Origin of the sequence: Paenibacillus sp. LS1 (assembly GCF_026013365.1) — a bacterium.
GTDB lineage: Bacteria > Bacillota > Bacilli > Paenibacillales > Paenibacillaceae > Paenibacillus.
The window spans coordinates 1,317,945-1,341,919 of sequence record NZ_JAPDOE010000001.1; the positions used below are offsets into that span (position 1 = coordinate 1,317,945).

Consider the following 23,975-nt stretch of genomic DNA (forward strand, 5'->3'; position numbering starts at 1 on the left):
TAGCTCTAAACCCACCACATATCGCCCAGCGGCTCTTCAATCAATACTTGCTGGAGATTTTGCACGGCTTTAGAGAATCCTTCTTCAACCGACATCAGACCGTCTTCGTGCTCAATACTTACTACATAATCATATCCGACCAGACGCAAGGCACTCATAATATCTGCCCAAGTCTTGTTATCATGTCCATAACCAACCGAGCGGAACTGCCAAGCCCGATCCAGCATATTGGTATAATCCTGCATATCCGTTACACCGTGTTTGTTCACGTTGATCGGATCAATCGTTGTATCTTTGGCATGGAAGTGATGGATTGCTCCTTCACGTCCCAAGATGTGAATCGCCTGCACCGGATCAATGCCTTGCCACCACATGTGACTTGGGTCCAGATTGGCTCCGATCACTTCACCTGCTGCTTCACGCAGTCTCAGCAACGTTGCTGGTGTATGGACCGAGAATCCACCGTGCAGCTCCAGTCCAACTTTTACATTACGATCTGCTGCAAATTTACCCCACTCTGTCCAATAAGGGATAACTTTGTTCTCCCACTGCCACTTCAGGATCTCCTGGAAGTCATTCGGCCATGGTGCAACAGGCCAGTTTGGATATTTGGCATCCTCATGATCTCCCGGACAACCGGAGAATGTATTCACTACAGGTACTTCCAGCTTCTCAGCCAGTTCTACCGTTTTAACAAAGTCATCGTGAAATCCTTTGGCAATATCCTTTTGCGGATGTAACGGGTTACCGTGACAGCTAAGTGCACTGATCGTCAAACCGCGTGATTCCACTGCATTTTTGAAGTTTTTCAATGCTGTAGGATTGCTTAACAATTCATCTGGCTTACAATGTGCATTGCCTGGATGTCCACCTGTTCCGATTTCTACTGCTTTTAATCCCTTGGATGCTACATAATCAAGAGCATCCTCCAATTTACGTCCTCCGAATAGTACCAAAAATACGCCGAGTTTCAAGTGCGATTCCTCCCTGGATTAGATATCGTATGATTGCTGAATTCATGAATATTGAACTGTAGACAATTACCGTTCAGATCACGTGCCTGTTTAATTAGTGTGGAAAATCGAGAGTGTTTCTATCCTGAAATTGAACGTAAGAATACTGGTTATTCTACATCACTCGTAAGAGCATCAAACTTCGAACACTTATTACTCAGACTAGTGCGATTCCACGGTTTCAATCTCAGTTTGAACTGTGCGAGTTACTGCAAAAGAATCATAGCTGCTCTCCAGATGTATGTGCTTGCCTTCAAGTGAAGAACGCTGGAATGAATGCATGGCTTCCAGTACGTGATAAGCAAGCTTGCCACTGGCTTTGTGTTCGCGTCCGGCACGAATGGATTCAACCATTTCGGTTACGCCGATGCCTCGTTCATTTTGTCCACTTTCGAAGACTGGTTTGACCGTCTCCCAAGTGTCTTGACCGTATCTGCGAACCTTCACTTCCCCGTTAAAATAATTGGGGTCCGGTACACTAAGCGTACCTTCTGTACCATAGATTTCAATACGTGGTAGATCCGAAGCTCCGCGAATATCGAAACTGGTGATCATGGTTGCGATGGCACCTTCTGCAAAATCAATGGTTCCTGCCAAGTGGGTAGGCGTCTCTACTTGCAGTGCTGTACCTTCCTTCGGCCCAGAGCCAATCTTGCGATCTGCAATCTGTATACCTGCCGAGGCGCTGATTCTGCGTATCGGTCCAAGCAGCGTAATCAGAGCGGTCAGGTAGTAAGGTCCCATATCAAACATCGGTCCGCCACCTGCAACATAAAAGAACTCCGGATTAGGATGCCAAGCTTCTGGTCCTCCACCCATGAAGAAAGAAGTCGCTGCAACCGGTTTGCCAATCAGGCCATCCTCAATGGCTTTACGAGCTGTTTGGATGCCTGAACCAAGGAAGGTATCCGGTGCAGAACCCACATACAATCCCTTTTCCTCAGCCAGCTCAACAACCTTGCGACCATCCTCAAGAGATATTGCCAGCGGCTTCTCGGCATACACATGTTTGCCCGCTTCGAGTGCAGCCAGATCGGTCATGGCATGACTGCCAGGAACCGTAAGGTTCAGCACGAGCTCAATTTCGTTATTTTGCAGCAACTCATCTACATTGTAAACGTTTGCGATATTAAATTCATCTGCCCGTTCCTGAGCGCGCTCACGAATCAAATCCGCAACAGCCACGACTTCAATGACCGGGTTGTTTTTGAGATTCTCCAAGTAGATGGCACTGATGTTACCGCACCCGATGATGCCTGCTTTCATTTTCTCCACTGTGTCGTTCATCTCCTTACGCATGGTGAAAATCTGCGTTTGAATGGTTGAGATACATATATTTTGTTGGATGTTTCCTGTTCCTTAAATCTAATACTATGGTATTCCGTTTCAGCTTCAATTAAAATGAATAATATGATTGAAACATGAACTATCTGGTCATAATTTTCAAATTGCAAGGAGTATGCCCATGCCGACAGATCATTCCTGCCAAGTTCTTACAGCAGGCTTTTCATTTCATCGTAAACCCTACGCTATGGTGCAGCCTGAAGGTGTGAAGAACTACCTGTTAAGACTGCAAACAGACGGACGCTGCCGTTCACGTATTGACGGGGACATGTCCCTGGTGGATGCGGGCGATCTGCTTCTTTTTGATCCTGATGAGCCTTATGAGCTGAGAATAGACAATGAAACCAATCCGATGGGAGAACGACTGGTGGAGAGTGGAGACTATCACATCTTCTTCAATGGTTCCTGGGTGGATGAGTGGTGGAAGCGTCACAAACGGCCGACCCGGATCAAAGTCGAACTGACAGAAAGTCTGTTAGTGCTGTTTCGACAGCTCGTGCTGGAGCAACGCCGTATCTCCAATCCTTATCCGGAAATTTCAAGTTATTATATGCGGATTTTATGTCTCGAAGTGGATCGTCTGCTCTCGGAGCATCCGACGATAACCAATACTAATTATGTGGCTTATGAGATTAAGAACTACATTGAAGAAAACGCTTCCTCTTTGTTCAAGCTGGATGATGTGGCAACACATATTGGTATCAGTGTCTCACGGGGAGTTCATCTCTTCAAAGAAGCGTTTGGCAAAAGCATCATGCAATACACGCTTGACGTACGGTTGAATATGGCCAGGGAACGGATTATTTTCAGTCCAATGACCTTGGAGCAAGTGTCTGAGTCTTCCGGCTTCAACAACTATACCTATTTCCATCGGGTATTCCGTTCCCGGTTCGGCATGTCCCCGAAGGAATTCCGCGTCATTCACCGGGAACAGATGTAATCATACCAGTATACGTAAGTTGAACTTATTTGCGCGCGGCTATGGCCTCGGATACAACCATCGCCAGATCTTCATTGCCAAACATGGACAACACACCAAGTACTGTATCATCCGGGATCTCACCGGCTTCCTCCTTGGATACAATCAGCTTCTGCACCTGCTGCAAACGCTCGTTGCTTTGCTGATTCGGGTAGGCTTGCCGGTACATCTCTTCCGGGTCCAATCCATGATTGACACACCACTGGGCAAATACGAGGATCATCATCTCTTCTTCCTGTTTATAGGTTTCTACAACAGCTTCCTCGATCTGTTTATTACGTTCCTTTTCATATTCATCCATGACTTGTATTCCTCCGTATGTGTATTCTGCAATTATTTACGAATCAATTGTTCCGCCAGTTCATGACTGTCCATGACATGACTTGCACTGATCAGGCAATCATCAGGCGAGTCCAGACAAGCCAAGAAATGATCGACAGCCCCGCTAAAACCTCTCCGTGCTAACACGGTGTCCCAGCTCCCGAATGTTTCTTTGGTTTCCAGACTCCCTTGTTCCATGTAGCTGATCGTGTCCATGTTCACGACTTCAACAGATCGTCCACCACCATGCAATTCGACCTTCTCCAGATCTGCCCCAGCTTCACGTACCATATCGAATCGGCCATAGGCTGTTCTGCCCAGCTTGGCTGTTCCGGTCGCATGCAGCAGTCTGTCCAGATCATTCTTCCTAATCCATTGATGAAGCAGCTCCACGTTGTGATCCGAGTACCACATCATTAGATCCAGCATATGGATGAGATCATCATAGATGGTTTCTGCCGCAGGACGATCCTGAATGCCTGTACGATGTTTGGTCACTGTCAGGGATTCGAAGCCTTTTCCACCCTGCATCCATTCTTTCGCTTTTTGGTACATCGGTGCGAATCTGCGATTGAAGCCCACTGCCAGTAACAGACCTTGTGCCTCGGCAAAAGCAGTCATCTCTTCCGACTCCCGAAGCGTATAGGATAACGGCTTGTCTACGTATACGGCTAATCCCTTTTCCAGACATTGCATGACAATGTCAAAGTGCGCTTCCGTTGCTGTATGTACAAACACCGCATCCAGGTCCCAGGACAACAGTTCTTTCAGATCCGTTGTTCCCCGTTCTAATCTATACGCCTCCTGAACGGCCTTGACCGGCTCCGGAGATCGGTTCATAATCCCTACAATCTCCGCGTCCGGATGAGCGGTCAACAGCGGCAAATACACTTTACGTGCAATACCCCCGAGGCCGATAATTGCAATTCGTTTACGTTTGGTTGTTTCCATGATGATCATTCCACCTTCAGTTCGGTTCTATATTTCCACGTCCTATAGTGTAACCCTTCGGACAGCAACTTGCCAGTGATTGCGGCAGACTTCAGTACGAATTGTTCAGACAATGGGCGAACGTGGTAAACTTATGAGGAACAGCAGTACAGATCGGGACACGACTAGACCTACCTGATCTGAAAGGAGCGTTTGGGATTTTGCGAAAATGGTTATGGCTCCTCCTCTATATTTTACTTGCAGGAGTCACGTTTATTTACAGATATGAACTGCTGGCCTGGACCGATCTCCATCAGTCCATCCCGCTTTTACTCGCCATGGCAACATTGTTTGCTCTTGTGCCTGTAATTCCTTATAAGTTTGTTATTATTGCCTTTGGTTACAGTTACGGTACCACAACGGCAGCCTGGATATGCTGGCTTGGCACAACACTTGCTGCCATGCTCGTCTATGGCGGAGCAAGAACCATCTTCAGGCATCAGGCGAGATCCTACCTCGAACGTATTCGGGGTCTAAACCGTTTTACCACATGGATGGAAGCACATCCGTTCATGGGTGTCATGTCGATGCGACTGTTGCCGATCGTACCTCAGATGGCCGTTAATATCTACGCAGGTATAACGTACACGCCGTTCTGGGTCTTCATGGTTGCCACGGCCATTGGGAAAATGCCAGCGATTTTTGTATTTGCCTATGCAGGTGCACAGGCTGAAACCTCAATCTGGCTGAGCCTGGCGATCCTTGCCGGATATCTGGTGCTCATGGCCATTGTATTGCTCTTATTTCGCTTTCGGTCACGCAACAAAGCCTGAATTCAGAATTCGCAAACCGTTCAGTTCCAGCTTGTTTTGATTCCGGCTTGGTTGGCTTGCCAATTCAGGATATAATAGAAGAGCAAGCCCAATGCTTGTGTAACAAGTTTTAATAAAACGGTAGATTGCTGGAGCTCGAACACGAGCGCTAAATCTTCATCAGAAATGGAGTGACTATAGCATGGAACAACATTCAAGTGAGTTAGCAACTTTTGCAGGCGGATGCTTCTGGTGTATGGTATCCCCCTTTGAGGAACTGCCCGGTATTCATAAAATCGTATCGGGTTATACAGGAGGACATACCGAGAATCCAACATATGAAGAGGTCTGCTCGGAGACAACAGGACATGTAGAGGCTGTGCAAATCATGTTCGACCCTGCCATCTTCCCTTATAAGAAATTGGTTGAACTGTTCTGGCAGCAGATTGACCCTACGGATACAGGCGGGCAATTCCATGACCGCGGATCTTCCTACCAGACGGCCATCTTCTATCACAGTGAAGAACAGCGCGAAATTGCGGAAGCATCCAAAGCCGAGCTGGGACAAAGCGGACGTTTTGACAAACCAATCTTCACACCGATCTTGCCAGCAAAACCGTTCTATGAAGCGGAAGAACATCACCAAAATTATCACCGGAAGAATCCTGCCCACTACAAACGCTACAGCAAAGGTTCTGGACGCGTAGATTTCATCGAACGCAACTGGTCAGGCAACGTGGACAAGGATGGACTGAAAGAGCGCCTGACGCCACTTCAATATGAAGTTACGCAGAACAGCGCGACAGAGCCTGCATTCCACAACGAATTCTGGGATCACCACGGTGACGGCATCTATGTGGACATCGTATCCGGTGAGCCATTGTTCAGTTCTACCGACAAATACGACTCCGGCTGTGGCTGGCCGAGCTTCACACGTCCATTGCGTGACCACAACGTGAAGGAAAAAACCGATCTCAGCCACTTCATGATTCGTACCGAAGTGAGAAGTCGTGAGGGCGATTCCCATCTGGGTCACCTGTTCAATGATGGTCCTGCCGAGGCAGGTGGAATGCGTTATTGCATCAACTCTGCGGCACTTCGTTTTGTACCCAAAGAAGACATGCAAAAAGAAGGATACGGTGAGTACGCCGTTCTTTTCCAATAAGTTTAACAAAAAAAGAGCAGCGGGATGATCCCGCTGCTCTTTTTTGTACATTACAATCACATCATACTTACAATCCAACCGATCCAATATGCAAATGGAATTAACAACAACTGTGCCAACAGTGTGCCGAACAAACGGGATACGAGCATGCAGCCATAGATCTGATTCATGCGATCCAAACGGATCTCGCCACGTAATGATTTGTCACTGAGCAGGGAAATCCGGGGATCAATCAGGATGGTCAGCAAAATGGTTGCTATTCCATTAATCAGCCCTGTTGATTGGGATGCAGCTACAGCCTGTCCTGGGTAAAGATACGCTGCGTACAAGCTTGATAGGACACCCGTGGTATAGATTGCGGTTACAGCTACATTCAGCATCATTAACCGTCTTGGCATCCCATGTTGTACCAATCGTTTGGCCATCTTCCAGGATGGCGGGGTGATGTAATACGTTGCATTTCTAATCTTACTCCGCTTCAGCATACCGCGGACCATCGCAGGGATGGAACCAGCTGCTTCAAAATGTACGACCATTCTCGACGAGAGCTTAACCATCGTTGGGAAACATAATATGGCTAATGCCGTTCCTATCGTTGCCGCACCCATTAACCAATGTAGCTGTGCTGCAAAGTGTGGATTGGCTCCACGTGTGGCGGTATCTACCAGATTACCTACCATCGGACCCTGGGCCATATTCGAGGTTCGGGAAACCAACAGCAAGATACCCGCCAAAGAAATGGCTAGCGCAATTCTGCGGGTGCGTAAACCACCAAGGCGGAGCGCGTATGACAAGCTATCTGCGGCATGAATCAGCATGGTGAACACCATAGGGATTGCCAGGCTAAGACTAAACATATGTATGTACTCCTTTATCTTCCTTTTGTTGAACTTATTTCTTACATGGACAGCATTATACTCCTCTGGCTTGCAAAAGTATAGGAACGAGCCCCTTCTGGATCATCAGAAAATGCACATACGACCTCGGATGTTCATCGTTTATACCTCCCCCCACAGGGTAATATACAACTAATCCATTATTGTACAGGAGGGGTTCATATGCCTTGGAACAAACAGGATTATCCGGTATCCATGAAGAACCTGGAACCACGTGTCAGACATAAAGCCATTGAGATTGCCAATGCTCTGCTCGATGACGGGTATGAGGAAGGACGCTCGATCGCCATAGCGACTGCTAAGGCGGAAGAATGGGATGAAAATCATCCCGTGCCGGAAAGTTCGAAATCGGACTCCACATCTTCTTACGATCATTCGGACCACAAAAAGTCATCTTCCACGGAGCGGCGTCATTCTGAGCCCGTATCTTCGTCCAAAAGTCATGATAACATCCATGTCGTACCTACCGACGCTGGCTGGGCGATCAAAGAAGAAGGAAAGTCTACCTATCTATCCACATTTGATACTAAAGCAGAAGCTGTAGATAAGGCCAAAGAACTAAGTAGCAAACAAAATATTCGAGCGATTATCCATAATCAGGATGGTCAGATTGCTTCTTCGATCAAGTCTTGAAACATGAGCGAAAACAACAAAATCCCTTTTGCTGCTGAAGAGCAGTCAAAAGGGATTTTGTATGAACGTTAACCATCTAAACCCGATACAGGTTATGGTTGTTCTGAAACGTATGGTTAATTGGATACCCCTCTAGCCACCGTAGTCCGTTGTGAAATAGCAGCAGCGTTAACTGCTTTGGCTGCAGCCGATGGTATCGGCAATTTCACAGCCGAAGTTGTAACCACGGTTCCGCGAGCCGGAACACTAACGACGTACGTGATGACTTTGCTGGCAATCCATACGGCCAGAATCGTATATAAAGTTTCTTTTACCGGAAGAAAGAAAAGCGACAATCCCAATACAAAAGCATCGCTGACAAAGAAAACTGTTCCCAGCTTCCATCCCTTCCAGCGGCTAACCAGCACGGCGAGAATATCGTCTCCGCCTGTCGCTCCACCGAATCGAAGCACGATCCCAGCGCCTACCCCTGTCAATATACCGGATAGAACTGCCGGAATCCACAGATTTCCGTTAAACGACAATACCAGTGTGGAGTATCGTTCAAAGCCGTCATAGAATAGGGAAAATGCACCGACGCCAAGCAATGCCTGAATCATGAATTTCCAGCCTTTGAGGAACCAAGCCAGGATCATGACCGGAATGTCCAGTAACAACATACCGATAGCAGGTGATAAACCTGTTGCGTATTTTCCGAGCAGGGCCAGACCGACAAATCCGCCCTCCGATAAATGATTCTGAAAGTTAATGTGATAATAAGCAAAAGCTAAAATAAATGTACCGAGTAGCATAATGGCGAATTTGATCGCCTCTGTTTTAACGTGTTGTAAGGTTAACGATGTTCTCTTCATTCAGGTTCCCTCGCAGTTTGTAGGTTGGTTTTTTAGACCGACCGTACCCTGCAAAAGGTAAGCCTGGAAGAAATCATCGTGTACGTCCTTCGAATATTCATTCCAATCCCCTCTTTCGCAGAGTCAGCCGTTTTTTTGAGACCGGTTGGTGTACTCTACAAGGGGCGCTATGTGTATGAGAGATCGTAACGTTTCCAGATCGTCCTTGGGGAGATTGTCCTTCGGGAACTCATGGTATCCTGATCCTTTCTGTTCTGTTGTGGTTAGCTGTGCTTAGTTAAACTGAAAAATAACTACAATGCATAAGCTTGAACGTTTAATTGTACACTTACCACTTCAATTGCAATACCCTCTTTTGATCGCTGTTATCCCCGGATTTTTGGAATTCCATTTTCCCTCTTCGAAAATCCGGCGATAGCTTATGCTTCCGAAGCTTTCTTTCAGAAAGCTTTCAGGCGAACACTTCGCTTCTACAGATGGGTTCTGCACTCTTCGTTCCTGTGTAAATTGTAAATCTAACTTACAGCAGTTGCAAGTTCATTCAGTTTAAACACCAAAGCTAACTTGCTTGTTCTTCTATTATATAACACCAACGTGACCGGGTCTAAACAGCAGACCCCTCAAAAACGCGCATAAAGCAGCCTCTGGACTGCTCCAGCAGTCATACGGCAACACCAGGATAAGCAATGCTTGCTAATGGTGCAACCTGCTCCTTTATTCTATGACCAAAGCTTCCAAAAATAACTGTCAGTCACCCAACTGTGACAAATTGGGGCCTTTTTTTATTTTCTTGCGCTTTTCAAAGGAATCATTTTCCCTTCGTACATACACTATAGCAAACGTAATCGGCTTATTCTTTGTCCAGCTCAGACGTTTCCAGACTTACTCTGCTGTTTATGGTATAATATAACAATTGAATCCCACTACCGTTTAAGCGAGGCGGATTGATGAAAACGTTAAAGCCAAGAGTCTTTATTGGCTGCTCGCTGGAAGCGAAGCCGATTGCAGCCGCAGTACACGAAAACTTACGTTTTTCAGCCGAAGTTACCCCTTGGTACTCCGGGGTTTTTAATCCAAGCAGCTATACGATGGACGACCTGGAAACAGAAGTCCGTACGACAGACTTTGCCATTTTTATTTTTCATCCGGATGATATATCCAAAATTCGCGGGAAGTACTACGCCTCGGTCCGGGATAATACAATGCTTGAAATGGGTCTGTTTATGGGCCGTCTGGGACGAAAGCGTATTTTTTTCATTCTTCCTGAAGATATTACGGACATCAAGGACACGACCAAGGTCGAAGGATTGCGTATGCCTACAGATCTGCTGGGATTAAATCCACTCGTGTATGAAATCCGTTCTGACGGAAAGTGGGCGCCAGCCGTGTCCGTGGCATGTTCCAAAATCGCAGACAGTATTGAGGAACAGGGACGCTGGAGTGATCCAGAATTGGAGAGCATCATAGAGAAGCATAAACGTACTGAGGGAGAAGCAAGGTTACAACTGCTCAAGTTGCTGCGGTTCTTTAGGGAATTGCTGCGTACCCGCAAAGCAGATGCCAAGATGCTGGAGCGAATGAGCGATGCCCTGCGTACCGCTTTTGTCTCTCATCCTCCATTTGCCGTACGTGGCACAGCCATATACCGTACAGATGACAGTGGTTATATTGAGCAATTATGTGGTAATGTTGGAGAACCGGGAAGAAAGTATGACTTGTCCGCTAACGACGACAAACCACCGGATGATCCCAAGCGCATCCTGGTGATCGATTCTTACCGGGAGAACAAGATCAAGATCAATCTGTATGATGATTACCTTGAGAAAGAGTATCTGCTATGCTATCCTGTAGCCAAGAGGTATGTAATCACCGTTCACATTATTGGACATATTGAAGCGGATGAGGCGGTATTTCAGCAGATTGACCTGCAGAATCGTCAACTGTTCAACGCCATCAACGATTTGTTAGGAGGCGAACCGGAATGAAACCGGAAACGAAAAAAATAAGCAAGCGCTGGGGCAGCGAAAAAAAGGTACGCCTCAGTTCTGCGCCCGAATCATCACGACCGGTTCCGGAACCTAAGGAAGAAGATCGTTTCCACAAGCCGGCCGTACCGCTAACGACCATTGGGCCCTCCCTGAAGGGCAAGGAAAGACCCTATAAGGTCATCCTTGAAAAAGAGGCGTTCTACGAAAAGCCTCAATATCTTGCTTAATTTCTGAACACATCATCAAGCCTGCCGCTGAATCGGCAGTATTCCATAGGCCCCGCCGCCCAAGGCAGGGGCTTTTTTGTTGCTCATTTTCGTCAAAAATAAGTAGTAGCTTCTTCTCGTTAACTTGGCGTCATCGTGTTGCGGGAAGTCATCCTGATTCGTTATTGTAATTCATAGCTCTATTTCATTGCTTGTAATTACTTCTGTAGCAGACTGTATTGCATAAAGGTTCATTTGTTTATGGCCTTAGGTTTCCTGCAAAACCCATAAATTATACCTAATTTTGGAGTAGGCTTGTCCTGATTGTTACTTTCAATAAATTAAGAAGACGAGGAATGATCGTAATAACTTACCTCTTCCCTACTACTTGCTATCTCCAATTATAATACAAGAACATATGTTCTGTAAATAAGAAAAAAATATTGTTTTCTAAAATTCATTTTCAGAATAATTTATTTTGACCTAAAAGAAGTTCAATAAGAGTTGAGTTGGGTCGAATAGAATTTAAATTCTTCTATAAAACAAAACGGGCAACGCATACCTTGCGCTGCCTGTTTCAAAAGTATTAACAAAATAATTGTTACATATTAAGCTGTGGCCCGTTTAGATCAGACCAGACTGTTGAAGCAATCTGCGTATAATTGCAGCTGTTTCTGCGCGGGTAATCGATTGTTTCGGAGCAATGGTCTCTTTTCCACGTCCGGACACCAGTCCGGTGGAGATGCTGGATGCCACTGCTTCCTTCGCCCAACTCGCTACTTGCTCAGCGTCTGCGTAATAAGACCATTGCTGAACGTTTCCGGCAGGAGCAGCTGTTTCCATTTCAGTCACTGTCATAGCTCGTGCAATGAGCACCATCGCTTCCTGACGAGTAATCTGTGCCTGTGGACGGAATGTTCCATCTTCATATCCATCGATTAATCCATAGCTAGCCGCCGTGTTCACAGCACCCGCGTACCACTCGCTTCCATTCACGTCTTCGAAAGAGCTAACGCGTTCTCCAAGTTTTAATCCTAATCCACGTACCATGATGGCCGCGAACTCTGCACGTGTAACTCCACGGTTCGGTTCAAAGGTTGTGTCCGTGATGCCTTCGATAACCATACGTGAACCCATATCATTTACTTCTGTCTCGGCCCAGTGTTGCGCCACATCGTTAAAAATATGCGGGTGCCAGATAACGGCATACACACTGTTGCTTAAGCTGTTAATCTGTGCATGGTATACCCCATTGACCTGAGTGATTTTTGTAGGTACATGTCGTACAGTACCATCTGCATCCACCACCACACCTGTGGTGATCTGGTTAGGATCAACGTTCGCTGGTAATGCAATCGTACGCGACACATAACTATTGAACTTATCCACACTCACAGATTTGCCATCGAAAGTGGCTGTTACTTTGAAATCAACTGGTAATCCCAGAAGAGCATATCCATTTTGCTGAGCTGCTGATTGTGCTGTCTGTATGACTGCTTCTGTCGGCTGTGAAATTTCAATATGCAGTTTGATGTTCTCCAAGGAATTGTCAGAATTCACACCAAGTTGCTGCGCGAGCTGCTCAATATTGACCTGCTGTGCAGGTAGCGTGTAGGAGCCAATATCCGTTTGGAGTACCAGTACCGCCTGTTTGTCAGCCATGAGTTTGACCGTCTGACCTGTCAGCTCACCAATAACCTGATCTCCTTGGCCATTGCCTGTCACAGGAATCGTGACAATGGCGTTGTTGCCCTCGGTTTGAAGTTTTTGTGCAATGAGAACTGCGTCCACTGTAAGGGTTACAACTTTTCGCCCGTTCACTTCAGTAGTAGTTAAGCTTCCAGCGTTCTCGGCTTTACCGTTCACTAGCACTTGAGCACCTGTGGATGGCGGAGTTACGACAGGATTAGTCACTGGTGTTCCTGCACTACTTCCACCAGAACTGGAACCACCGGAGTTTCCATTGCCACCCGATCCGCCTGAACTATCACTATTGCGCTTGATGTTGAGCGTATATGTTTTCTTGCTTACTCCATCCAATGCAGTCACTTCAATCGTAATTGTGTTCATACCACTGACTAATTGCACGACTGTACTGTTGACGCTAACACCATTAATTTTCACCGTGGCTCCCGTTTGATCGGGTTTAACACTAATCTCGGTTGAAATAACCGAACTACCCACTATTGCTTCATAAACCTCTACATCTGGATTAAATGTCGGAGTTAATGTGATCGAAGGTAGAGCTATTTCACTCAACTTGGCATTGGTAATGTCAATTCGATTGATATTAAGTTTATAGTCGTTACTAGTGCCGTCCTCCGCCTGAACATTAATCTTTACCAGGTTTGAGCCGTATACTAGATCCGTAACTGTGTAAGTGTATATACCATCCGTCACGGTTTCACCTGTAGCACCTGTTACGTGGACGACTTGTCCTTCATTGGCTTTACCTAGAGAGAAGTCTACACTTGTCACGTCAGATTCAACATCTACGCGATAATCAAGCTCATCTACAGAGAAGTCCGGTGTCAGCTGTCCTGAACTTACGGTAAGAGTGGAGAGTGTTGCTGTAGATGACATCCATTTCGCATAAAGCGTAATATTTTGCGTCAGATTCGTCGTAAAATCAAACGTCTGCTGCAACTGGCTATCCTGATACCAGCCCGAGAACGTATATCCTGCTTTTTCTGGAGCATCAGGATTTACTGCCGAGCTATTGTAGTCCACTTTTTGATTGTCAATCTCTGTTCCGCCGTTCGATTCAAAACTAATATTTACATACAGTGGTTGCCACTGTGCATAGAGCGTAACATCACTATCATTCATGGAGAATGTATCTGCTGCGCTGTAACTCGTTCCACTGCCATCTGCGGATGTATTCCACCCTGTAAACTGATAATCTTCCTTTTCAAGCACTCCCGAGTTATCTAGCACTGTCACCGTTGTATCTTTTTCATATTTCTGACTATCCACCGGAACACTACCCGTAGTTGCTCCATTGGCATTGTAAGTCACTGAATGTTCCGTAGAAAGCGTCATGACCGTCATTTTATTCCCTTTTGTGTTGTCTGCATAAGCAACATATGGCATTCCGTTCGGACCAAAAGCAAGCGAAGATTCGTTTATTTGACCTGCGGAGTATGGCTTTCCACCAACGACAGTCCACTGAGCCCCGTCCAATTTCATCATTACACCTTGTGGGTCCATGCTAAAATTAACTAAATTTTTGAAAGCCGTGTAAGGCACACCCTGTTGATCAAAAGCCAAAGACATGCTATTCAGTGTTCCCGATGAGAACCCCGCGTTCCCTACGACTTCCCACTGGCTGCCATTCAGTCTCATTACGGTTGCTTTATAACTTTTGGAACCGTCTTGAAATGCAACATAAGGTACGTTGTTCGGACCAAACGCTAGGGACGGATAAGATGCTGAGTCTGCTGTAAATGCTGCATTCCCCACACTTTTCCATGAACCACCTGCAAACTGCATGACAGTCAATTTATTATTTGTTGAATCTTTAAAAGCAAAATACGGAATTCCGTTAGCATCAAAAATAAGTTTGGACATCTCTAGTGCAACACCTGTCGTAAAGCCGGCAGTTCCAACAGTCTCCCACTGATTTCCATTCATTTTTTTCACCGTCACTTTAGTACCTGCAGCATGATCCCGGTAACCAACGTAAGGGGTATCATCCGGACTAAAAGCAAGTGTAACGTAAACTGCAGCTCCTGCAGAAAAACCAGCACTACCCACAATCTCCCATTGTTCTCCGCTAAATTTCATAACTGTTGCTTTACTTCCATTATCACCATCCTGATAAGCTACGTATGGAGTATTATGAGAATCAAATGCGAGCGATGAGGTGTTATGTATCTCGCCAGTAGAGAACCCGGCAGGCCCCACGTATTGCCATGATCCAGAAACGTATTTTAGAACCGTTGCTTTCCCGTCTTTGGTTCCATCCTTAAATACTGTATACGGCGTACCCTCCCGATCAAAAACCAACGTAATATTCTCCGCCTGCCCTGATGTAAATCCAACTCCACCCACATCTACCCATGTTCCACTCGCCGCATAGGCTCGTTCAACGCCCAACGCCTGAAACCCTGGAAATCCTCCAAATATTAAAGCAACCACAATTAACATCGTTATCACTTTTTTAGGCTGTAGTAAGCGCTTATTCATCACCATCATCCTTCCTTTCGTCCTGTTTTAGTGCGATACTCTGTTTCATCCAGCTCGATCCCCGTCTAAACAACCTACATATCTATTTGAGAGCTAATCTACTACTTTGGTCTTGTTTTCATCAGACGTACATTCCATTGGAATATGTATTCTTGAATGTTAGAACTCCTTTCGATGTGGTTTGAAATTTTAAAGATATTATAACGAGCTACTATAAACAAACTCTAAACACAGTGAGTAACGTCTCCTCCATGTTTTTCATTTCGATAATGTGAAATTGCCTATGTGCCTTATCTCATAAAGGTTTTCAAATGATTCAAACTGCCTTGAAGAGAGAATGTAAATATTTTCAGGTTGAAACCTGCATGGTTCAGGAATATGCTGACTATACTACAAACAGGAACATTTGTTCTTAATTAGAACGATATATTTATGGCTAAGGAAGTGACTATATGGCCTCCTCTTCCACTTCAGCCCCAACTCCTGCGGATGAAGATCATCGTCTGATCAAAGGGATGGTTGTGCGTACGCTTTTGCTCGATGTACTGGAACGGGATATTCGAACGCTGGATACGCTGCTTCTGAAAATGCCCGAGGTCTATATTCTGTCGCTTACCCGCATTCAGAATGAAGTACTTAAGGAGATGCTGGGACTGCGCAAACAGATGAGGACCCGTGGAGTAAAAGTTCTGGAGGAAACGCGGGGTAAAGATGGCATCGAAACCGTTTATTTGTGCAGGGGTTACATGCAACGGTTCTATATGCTCTGGACATTTGCACGCAATGAGGTCAAAAAAGAGCTGAGTCGCCATCTGCAGATGGATCTGAGACAACAGGTTTGACAATTGAACGGGTTGACCATCGCTAGCTGTGTTCATTAAGATGGAGAAGAGATATCCAACCATTCCAATAAGGCATGAATTGATTTCTAACGGATATACTCTCAACGTCTTATCAATCAAGGAGCTGTACTTAATGGATTTGAATACACATTCGATTAAACAAACACCCGCACATACAGGCATTGCAGCAGATGTAACAGAACTAATCGGCCAGACACCTGCCGTTAAACTAAACCGACTCACAGGCAGCGACTCCGCTGACGTATACGTGAAACTGGAATACTTTAACCCAAGTGGTAGCGTCAAAGACCGTGCCGCATACAATCTGATCATTCAGGCTGAACTTGCGGGACACTTGCTACCCGGCGCAACCATTATCGAACCAACCAGTGGCAATACGGGCATAGGTCTTGCGATGAATGCCGCCGCCAAAGGATATAAAGCCATTCTGATCATGCCGGACAATATGTCTAAGGAGCGCATCAACATTCTGAAAGCCTATGGCGCAGATGTGGTGCTCACGCCTGCTGCGGAGCGGATGCCTGGTGCGATTCGCAAAGCGAAAGAACTTCAAGCAGACATTCCGGGCAGCTTCATTCCGCAGCAATTCGAGAATCAGGCGAACCCGGACATTCACCGGATCACGACGGCTCCCGAGATTATGCAGCAGATGGATGGCAAACTGGATGCTTTTATTGCTACGGCTGGAACTGGCGGCACCATTACCGGGACGGGAGAAGAACTGCGCAAGCAGTTGCCCGATATCCGCATCTATGCGGTGGAGCCCAAAGGTTCTCCGGTGTTGTCCGGTGGCGAGCCCGGACCACACAAGCTCGTCGGTACAAGTCCGGGGTTCATTCCGGACATCCTGAATACCGACGTGTGGGATGCCATCATCCAGGTGTCCGATGAGGACGCACTGGATACGATGCGGCAGCTTGCTGCCCGGGAAGGGCTGTTGCTCGGCCCTTCCTCTGGCGCTTCGGTGTGGGCCTCCCTTCGCATCGCGAAGGAACTGGGGCCGGGGCACCGAGTGCTCTGCATTGCGCCGGATACCGGGGAACGGTATCTGAGCATGGGTATTTTTTAACACAGCAAACATCTATACACATCAAAAAGGGGCTTCCATGTCCCATAAGTCATGAGCATGACAGAGGCCCTCCCTTATTAGCGCTCATTGGTCATTGGTTCTAATGAACCTGCCACACGCTATTCGCTCCTATTTGCGCAGGTCTGACGTGTAACGAATCACAGCGACGTTATTTCTCCAAATTCGGTCGATTTACAGGCTTAAAAGCTATTTTCGGCGGGATAACGGTACTGAGATTCGTTAGAATTCACATCGCTTAATTATCACCCTAATAAGGTGCGGTAGGTTCGGTAGAATGTTGGAGCGATTGGTAGCGAGGAGCGAGGGAAAATCCCTCGAAAAAAAGGGAAGAGAAGTACATTGAAGGAACCATCAAAATAAAAAATAAGCTCTTGATCACATACGGATGGTGAATCCGCAGAGAACAAGAACTTATTTTGGCAAGAAACCTTATCTACAAACAACAAAGCAAGAACATGTAACGTAAGCTGGTTAGTGTGTCAGGGTTGTCCATTCCACACCTTCAGGAAGCAGGGCCGCAATGCGGTCTTTGGCTTCCTTTTTGGTATACAGCGATTCATCAAGAATGACCGCAGAACCGGAATCCGTGCTTGTCCGAATCAGACGTCCGAGACCTTGCTTCACACGCAGGAGCATATACGGAAGATCAATCTCTTCATAAGGTGCTGCCGACGCGCTGCGTTTCGCATTAAAGACAGGGTCCTGTGGTGGATACGGAAGCGACCAGATCATGACATTGGATAATGACGGACCTGGAACGTCCAGTCCTTCCCACAGATTAACGGAGCACAGCACACTCTCCTCATCCTGCTGGAACGCCGCGATCAGATCACTGATCTCTCGGTCGCCCTCATACATAAAGCGCAAACCTTCTGCTTCAGGTACATGAACGATGTCCTGTTTGAACGCGCGTAGTTCTTCCATCGTACGGAACAGAATCAGCGCACGTCCTCCACTCTCCTGAAGTAACGACACCGCATCACGCAAGCGATTTTCGTTCTCCGGGTGACCCGGTACAGCTTCATCGGTAATTTTCATCTTCATTTTGTCCGCATAATCATACGGGGAAGCCACTGAGAACGATACAAAATCATCAATGCCCAGGCTGTCCGCCACATAACGGAATGAACTGTCCACAGATAACGTTGCAGAGGAGAACACGATTGGAATACCTGTGTTGAACACACGCTCGTTCAGCATTTCCTTCACGGTGCGCGGCATGATCGATAAGGTCGTCTCATCCTCGCTCTCTTCCGCCCAACAGATGTAACCATCTTCCTTGCGGAACAAGGCAAGCGCAGACTGAATCATATCGAGATGTTCTTCCACGACACGCATCTGATAACCATCCAGCGAGAACAATCCGCTCTCAAATACCAATTCCTCACCGATCGCATCCAGCACACTCGTCAGACGTTCAATCTCACGCAACAACGGCGGCTCTACCCGAACTTCTTTTCGTTCCGATCCCGGAATTTCCACCGTGTAGGTATCCAGCAATGCAAACAGTCGCTCACTGCTCTCAATCGCTTCATCCACACGCTCCGCCAGGGATTCACGAATCTCGCCTTCCAATAGACGGGTTACGAGTTCCTCGAAGATGCGGTGTTTCAGTTTGTAGCTTAATGCGTTCAGGGCTGCTTCTTCCAGCAAATGTCCTTCATCAAATACAACGGAGCTGTGATCAGGCAGCAGTGGCAGTTGTCCCTCGCGTTTGCGCGCATCATAGGTCCACACATGCTCCATGTAATAATCATGGGAACAGATGATGATGTCTTTGGAACGTCGGTAATGGTCACGCGACAGCGTCAGGCCGCAACGTTGACGTTTTGGACATACAAAACAATCCTGGAACGGGTCCCAGTTGATTTTATTCCACTGACGATCGTTCAGATGTGGATACTGCTTGCGGTCGCCATACGGATGGAAAGCCTGAAGTGTACCCGGCGTGTTCACAAAATCCGGCAGACTCTCATGCACTTCTTCAATAACAGGCGCATCCTCATCTGCAAATCGCACCGCACTTAATTTGTTCAGACAGACGTATTGGTCCGGTGACTTGCCCAGACGTGCGTCCACTTCCAAGTCCAAATGTGCAGCCAGCTTCGCAATATCTCCGCCGGGCTTCACGAGTTGTTCAATCAAGGACTCATCGGCACAAGCAATCACTGCCGGTTTGCCCGTATAACGTGCATAACAGACCGCGTAGAGCAGATAGACTAACGTCTTGCCTGTTCCGACACCGGCCTCCGCCATAATGGTCTTTTTATCTCCATAGGCCCGTTCGAGCTGGTACGCCATAAAAATCTGTTCATCCCGTACCTCGAAGCCGGACTCTGGCAAAATATCGTAAAAAACATCGGCAACCCATTCTCCCAGACGGGATACAAAAGGTTCAGCCGGATCATATGCAAAAGGATAACGTTGTGTAGACAATCCTAGGTCAGCCTCCATTCTTAGACGCGGTCCTCTTTCATTTTCCGTTCAAAAAAGGCCGCAGGGCAAAAGTTAATTATCTCACGCGATGAAGCGGGTGACAAGCTTTTTTTACGAGATTATTTGCGAGGTTTAATGTATAGAACCAATTTTCAGGGAAAATATATACAGGAATCCACTTTAAGGAAAGGCGGTGCTCCACTCCATGAATCATCAGTCTTCACAACCAAAGCATTCCTCAGACAAATCTGCTGAGACATTAACGGATCGACAAGGTCATCCGATTACGGACAATCAGAATGTACGAACCGTTGGCAGCCGGGGACCGACTACGCTGGAGAACTATCATTTTCTCGAAAAGATTACTCACTTCGACCGCGAACGTATTCCGGAACGTGTGGTGCATGCCCCGCGGCGCTGGCGCTCATGGCATATTTGAAGCGTATGGAACAGCCGGGAGTGAACCAGTATCGAAGTACACACGTGCACGTCTGTTTCAGGAAAAAGGCAAACAAACGCCCGTGTTTGTTCGCTTCTCTACCGTTATCCATGGCGGACATTCACCGGAGACACTGCGGGATCCGCGCGGATTTGCTGTAAAATTCTATACCCAGGATGGCAACTGGGATCTGGTGGGTAACAATCTGAAAATCTTTTTCATTCGTGACCCGCTTAAATTCCCGGATATGGTACATGCCTTCAAGCCAGATCCGTTGACCAATGTACAGGATATGGAGCGGTTTTTTGATTTTGTATCACTAAGTCCTGAAGCTACCCATATGATGACATTCCTCTTCTCTCCATGGGGCATTCCAGCGAATTATCGGCAGATGCAGGGGTCAGGTGTCAATACATACAAATGGGTCAATCAGGATGGCACGGGCGTACTTATCAAATACCACTGGGAACCGCTCAATCAAGGGATACGCAACCTACTGCAAAAAGACGCCAGCGAGATTCAGGGACAGAATTTCAATCATGCGACATTGGATCTGTATCACGCTATTGAACAAGGGGATTATCCCGAATGGGAGCTGTGCGTTCAAGTGATGGAGGACGGCGAGCATCCAGAGTTGGACTTTGACCCGCTGGACCCAACCAAGCTATGGCCGCAGGAGCTGTTTCCTTTTCTACCTGTAGGTAAAATGACATTGAATCGCAATCCCGAGGATTATTTCAATGAAGTCGAGCAAGCGGCGTTTGGCACAGGGGTATTGGTGGACGGGCTGGATTTCTCAGATGACAAGTTGCTGCAAGGACGCACCTTCTCCTATTCAGATAGCCAGCGTCACCGAGTCGGTGCAAACTATCTGCAACTGCCTGTGAATGCGCCGAAGAACCGTGTTGCGACCAATCAAAGCGGCGGGCAGATGCAGTATCAAGTGGATCGTGCACCGGGTCAGAATCCGCATGTGAACTATGAGCCTTCATCGCTTGGTGGGTTAAAAGAAGCTTCCCCGCGCGGCACGGAACATGAACCGCTTATTGAAGGGCGACTTGTCCGTGATAAGATTGAGCGTACCAATGACTTTGGACAAGCAGGAGATACGTACCGGGCATTCGAGGATTGGGAGCGGGATGAACTGATCAGCAACATGGTCGGCGCATTGGCACAATGCAAACCGGATATCCGGGAGCGCATGATCTCTTACTTCACCCAAGCGGATGCGGATTACGGTCGGCGCGTCTCTGAAGGGTTGGCCTCTGTTCCAACCGATGATAGTGCAACGGTCCAACCGAAACATGAACCCAGTGTCGAGCAAGCAGAGAAACGCAGTCGTGAGACGGACGGATATTAAAATAGCTGGACAACGTTTAGACTGATAAATCTGACCACGTTGGTACATATGCGTATTTTGGATGTGAGCAGATTACTTTTTAAATTAAACATAGCCCTGATCGTCAAGTTGCCAATTGCAGCTGCTATCAGGGCTTTTTCATGACTAGTTTGAGTATAATCTCCACTTCAGGATGTAGGGTGCTATTTATTTTAGATTGAATGAAGTTCATAGGAGTGGATCTTAAGTAAAACTGGTACTCTGAGGATTGAAAAGCGTGCTTCTCTACGTTCATTTCAGATGATTCTTCGTTAAATGAGAGCTATCACCTAATGGAAAGATTACGTAACCCTAGTAATATTACAGGCATTAGAAGCTTCCAGGCCTGACCCGCCTGCATGTAACTCCATCTGATCAGATGATTATTGATGATAACGCTTACAACATTTACCATAAAGCTGTGTTCTAGAGACTACATCTAACCAGCCGGCATGATCTATCTCATGGGTAACGGTCTGGTACATGGCTACCACATGCTCTTCATTCTATTCCCAATTAACCAAGGAGGTTTGCGTAATGAAATTATTCCCATCTACATCCACTCATGCATCTGTACGATCCGAACGTTCTCTGAAATCGAAAATGGCCCAGATCTGTCTGAGCGCCGCGTTCCCTCTATTATTGATTGGTGGTGGAACGGCTGGTGCTGAAGAGCTGATCGAGAGCAATTTGCAAAATCCCTCTGAATCGGTGGCGACTTCGAATATCGCGCTTGCTGCGGGTGATCTGTATGTGTCTCCTGGCGGTTCAGCCAGCAATCCGGGAACAATGAACAGCCCTACGTCACTCGCTAACGCATTGAGCCAGATTGCACCGGGTAAAACGATCTATCTACGAGGCGGAACTTACAGTTTCTCCGAAACCATTACCATTGAACGTGGCAATAGCGGCACATCGAGCCAACGCAAAAACCTGGTGGCGTATGGATCGGAAAAACCGGTCTTTGATTTCTCAGCCCAAACCTTCGCTTCCACCAATCGTGGACTGCAAATGTTCGGAGACTACTGGCTCGTGAGAGGGCTTGAGGTCAAGGGTGCAGGCGATAACGGCATCTTCATCGGAGGCAGTTACAACCGTCTGGAGCAGATCGAAGCTCATCACAACCGGGATACGGGTATTCAAATGGGACGTTATGCTTCCACAGCCGCCAAGAGTGAATGGCCTGCATATAATGAAGTGATTCGTTCCTACTCCCACAACAACTATGACCCGGATGACGGCGAGGATGCAGACGGTTTTGCCGCCAAACTGACCGTTGGCCCGGGCAACGTCTTCGACGGTTGTATTGCCGCCTATAACGTGGACGATGGCTGGGATCTCTATAGCAAAACGGACACAGGCGCCATCGGCGCGGTTACGATCCGCAACAGCATCGCCTACGCGAACGGGGCAACCGCAGACGGTACTTCTACCTCCAACAGTGATGGCAACGGCTTCAAGCTGGGTGGCGAGAAAATCGCCGTGAATCATATTGTGGAGAACAGCATTGCGTTTAATAATAAAAAGCACGGCTTCACCTACAACAGCAATCCCGGTTCGATCCAGATGAAAAATAACACCTCCTGGAACAATGGGCAAAGCAACTTTGCCTTTGATGTAGGCACCCACATCTTCACCAACAACCTGTCCTTCCAAGGCGGCGCCAGTGACAAAACAAGCGGAACCGACGTCAGCAGCACTAACGTCTGGTGGAAGAACAAAAAAAGCGAGAACGCCAAAGGCCTGCTCGCCAGTGCAGCCGACTTTGTCTCCCTCGTGCCTTCGGTAACACGTAGTGCGGATGGCACGCCTGTGCTAGGTAATTTCCTGAAGCTTGCGGGTGGCAGTGATTTGGTTGGATCAGGTACGCCATCGGGTACGAATATTGGTGCGAGATAAATTGTAGTTATTGAGATAAAATTTAAAAGCAAAATCCCCTCTCCCATTCCAACCTGATCGGTGGTAATGGAGAAGGGGATTTTTGGATTGCTGCGTATTGTCTGCTGGCTTATAAGGTAGATACTCACGATTTGGCTAAAACCTCAATCATCAGTCTGCCGCCTGTGCGAAAACCTTGCTCAAACGCCGCTTCCACATACATAGATGTGGATTGTCCGATCAAGTCTATCAGTTGCTCCAAAGCATCGTACTCGTTCCCCGTAAGCTGTGTTTTGTAGTCCTGCATCAGGTCCGATATCTGGCGATTGATCTCCTGATACTCTGCATGCTCAGGGTGAATCGATTCGTCCAACCGCAAGTTCCCGTGAAACAAATCTTCGATCAGGTTCGACATGTTATCTTTCATGATAAGGTCACCTCAGAAAGATTGTAACTTAAGGGATTAGGTGAGATGCGAATTTAGCGGGAAATCCGCTAGGATTATTTTTTCGTTTGCAATAAAATTGGGTCGAAGTTTACAACCATGTCTTAAAACTATATGAAT

General features: G+C 47.0%; 18 protein-coding genes and 1 pseudogene. 10 read left to right on the top strand and 9 right to left on the bottom strand.

All coding sequences use genetic code 11. The features are described from left to right. Positions 1-5: 5 nt before the first annotated feature. Complete coding sequence (locus tag OM416_RS05700; protein ID WP_062835305.1) at positions 6-974, bottom strand: sugar phosphate isomerase/epimerase family protein; 969 nt, start codon at positions 972-974, stop codon at positions 6-8. A gap of 201 nt (positions 975-1,175) precedes the next feature. Then, a complete protein-coding gene (locus tag OM416_RS05705; protein ID WP_036614448.1) occupies positions 1,176-2,288 on the bottom strand; it encodes a Gfo/Idh/MocA family protein in 1,113 nt (370 codons plus the stop codon). Positions 2,289-2,478: 190 nt separating this feature from the next. Here OM416_RS05705 and OM416_RS05710 point away from each other — a divergent pair, with 190 nt between their 5' ends. After that, positions 2,479-3,297, top strand: a complete 819-nt coding sequence (locus tag OM416_RS05710) for an AraC family transcriptional regulator (protein ID WP_264927800.1) — start codon at positions 2,479-2,481, stop codon at positions 3,295-3,297. A gap of 25 nt (positions 3,298-3,322) precedes the next feature. On the opposite strand, the gene OM416_RS05715 is transcribed toward OM416_RS05710, so the two are convergent. Beyond that, a complete protein-coding gene (locus OM416_RS05715; protein ID WP_127545610.1) occupies positions 3,323-3,637 on the bottom strand; it encodes a hypothetical protein in 315 nt (104 codons plus the stop codon). A gap of 32 nt (positions 3,638-3,669) precedes the next feature. Further along, complete coding sequence (locus OM416_RS05720) at positions 3,670-4,608, bottom strand: Gfo/Idh/MocA family protein (protein WP_264927803.1); 939 nt, start codon at positions 4,606-4,608, stop codon at positions 3,670-3,672. Positions 4,609-4,808: 200 nt separating this feature from the next. On the opposite strand from OM416_RS05720, the gene OM416_RS05725 reads away from it, so the two are divergent. Then, positions 4,809-5,420 carry a TVP38/TMEM64 family protein gene (locus tag OM416_RS05725; RefSeq protein WP_264927805.1) on the top strand — a complete coding sequence of 204 codons (612 nt, stop codon included), beginning with the start codon at positions 4,809-4,811 and terminating at the stop codon, positions 5,418-5,420. A gap of 181 nt (positions 5,421-5,601) precedes the next feature. Next, the gene (msrA, locus tag OM416_RS05730; RefSeq protein ID WP_264927806.1) at positions 5,602-6,564 is read left to right on the top strand and encodes a peptide-methionine (S)-S-oxide reductase MsrA; all 963 of its coding nucleotides are present in this window, start codon (positions 5,602-5,604) and stop codon (positions 6,562-6,564) included. A 56-nt stretch (positions 6,565-6,620) separates the two neighbouring features. On the opposite strand, the gene OM416_RS05735 is transcribed toward msrA, so the two are convergent. Then, positions 6,621-7,421, bottom strand: coding sequence for a lipid II flippase Amj family protein (locus OM416_RS05735; RefSeq protein WP_264927808.1), 801 nt, complete (start codon positions 7,419-7,421; stop codon positions 6,621-6,623). A gap of 201 nt (positions 7,422-7,622) precedes the next feature. On the opposite strand from OM416_RS05735, the gene OM416_RS05740 reads away from it, so the two are divergent. Further along, entirely contained in the window at positions 7,623-8,093 is a 471-nt protein-coding gene (locus OM416_RS05740) for a DUF2188 domain-containing protein (protein WP_264927810.1), read from the top strand. Positions 8,094-8,209: 116 nt separating this feature from the next. Here OM416_RS05740 and OM416_RS05745 read toward each other — a convergent pair whose 3' ends face one another. Next, a complete protein-coding gene (locus OM416_RS05745; protein ID WP_047843647.1) occupies positions 8,210-8,944 on the bottom strand; it encodes a YitT family protein in 735 nt (244 codons plus the stop codon). A gap of 947 nt (positions 8,945-9,891) precedes the next feature. On the opposite strand from OM416_RS05745, the gene OM416_RS05750 reads away from it, so the two are divergent. Continuing rightward, a complete protein-coding gene (locus OM416_RS05750) occupies positions 9,892-10,929 on the top strand; it encodes a nucleotide-binding protein (protein ID WP_264927813.1) in 1,038 nt (345 codons plus the stop codon). Continuing rightward, positions 10,926-11,159, top strand: a complete 234-nt coding sequence (locus tag OM416_RS05755; RefSeq protein ID WP_017687536.1) for a hypothetical protein — start codon at positions 10,926-10,928, stop codon at positions 11,157-11,159. Before OM416_RS05750 ends, OM416_RS05755 begins: the two co-directional genes overlap by 4 nt. 603 nt (positions 11,160-11,762) lie before the next feature. Here the strand turns inward: OM416_RS05755 and OM416_RS05760 are convergent. Continuing rightward, entirely contained in the window at positions 11,763-15,326 is a 3,564-nt protein-coding gene (locus tag OM416_RS05760; RefSeq protein ID WP_264927816.1) for an S-layer homology domain-containing protein, read from the bottom strand. Positions 15,327-15,778: 452 nt separating this feature from the next. Here OM416_RS05760 and OM416_RS05765 point away from each other — a divergent pair, with 452 nt between their 5' ends. Together OM416_RS05765 and cysK are read left to right on the top strand one after the other, a co-directional pair. After that, complete coding sequence (locus tag OM416_RS05765) at positions 15,779-16,168, top strand: hypothetical protein (protein WP_264927818.1); 390 nt, start codon at positions 15,779-15,781, stop codon at positions 16,166-16,168. 133 nt (positions 16,169-16,301) lie between these two features. Beyond that, positions 16,302-17,258, top strand: a complete 957-nt coding sequence (gene cysK / locus OM416_RS05770; protein WP_264927820.1) for a cysteine synthase A — start codon at positions 16,302-16,304, stop codon at positions 17,256-17,258. 492 nt (positions 17,259-17,750) lie between these two features. On the opposite strand, the gene OM416_RS05775 is transcribed toward cysK, so the two are convergent. Beyond that, complete coding sequence (locus tag OM416_RS05775) at positions 17,751-19,715, bottom strand: ATP-dependent DNA helicase (RefSeq protein WP_264927822.1); 1,965 nt, start codon at positions 19,713-19,715, stop codon at positions 17,751-17,753. Between the two features lie 205 nt (positions 19,716-19,920). Here OM416_RS05775 and OM416_RS05780 point away from each other — a divergent pair. Together OM416_RS05780 and OM416_RS05785 are read left to right on the top strand one after the other, a co-directional pair. Next, a pseudogene (locus OM416_RS05780) lies at positions 19,921-21,514 on the top strand (catalase). A 555-nt stretch (positions 21,515-22,069) separates the two neighbouring features. Further along, entirely contained in the window at positions 22,070-23,431 is a 1,362-nt protein-coding gene (locus OM416_RS05785; RefSeq protein WP_264927824.1) for a right-handed parallel beta-helix repeat-containing protein, read from the top strand. 124 nt (positions 23,432-23,555) lie between these two features. Here OM416_RS05785 and OM416_RS05790 read toward each other — a convergent pair whose 3' ends face one another. Then, positions 23,556-23,837 carry a DUF6809 family protein gene (locus tag OM416_RS05790; protein ID WP_264927825.1) on the bottom strand — a complete coding sequence of 94 codons (282 nt, stop codon included), beginning with the start codon at positions 23,835-23,837 and terminating at the stop codon, positions 23,556-23,558. Positions 23,838-23,975: the final 138 nt, after the last annotated feature.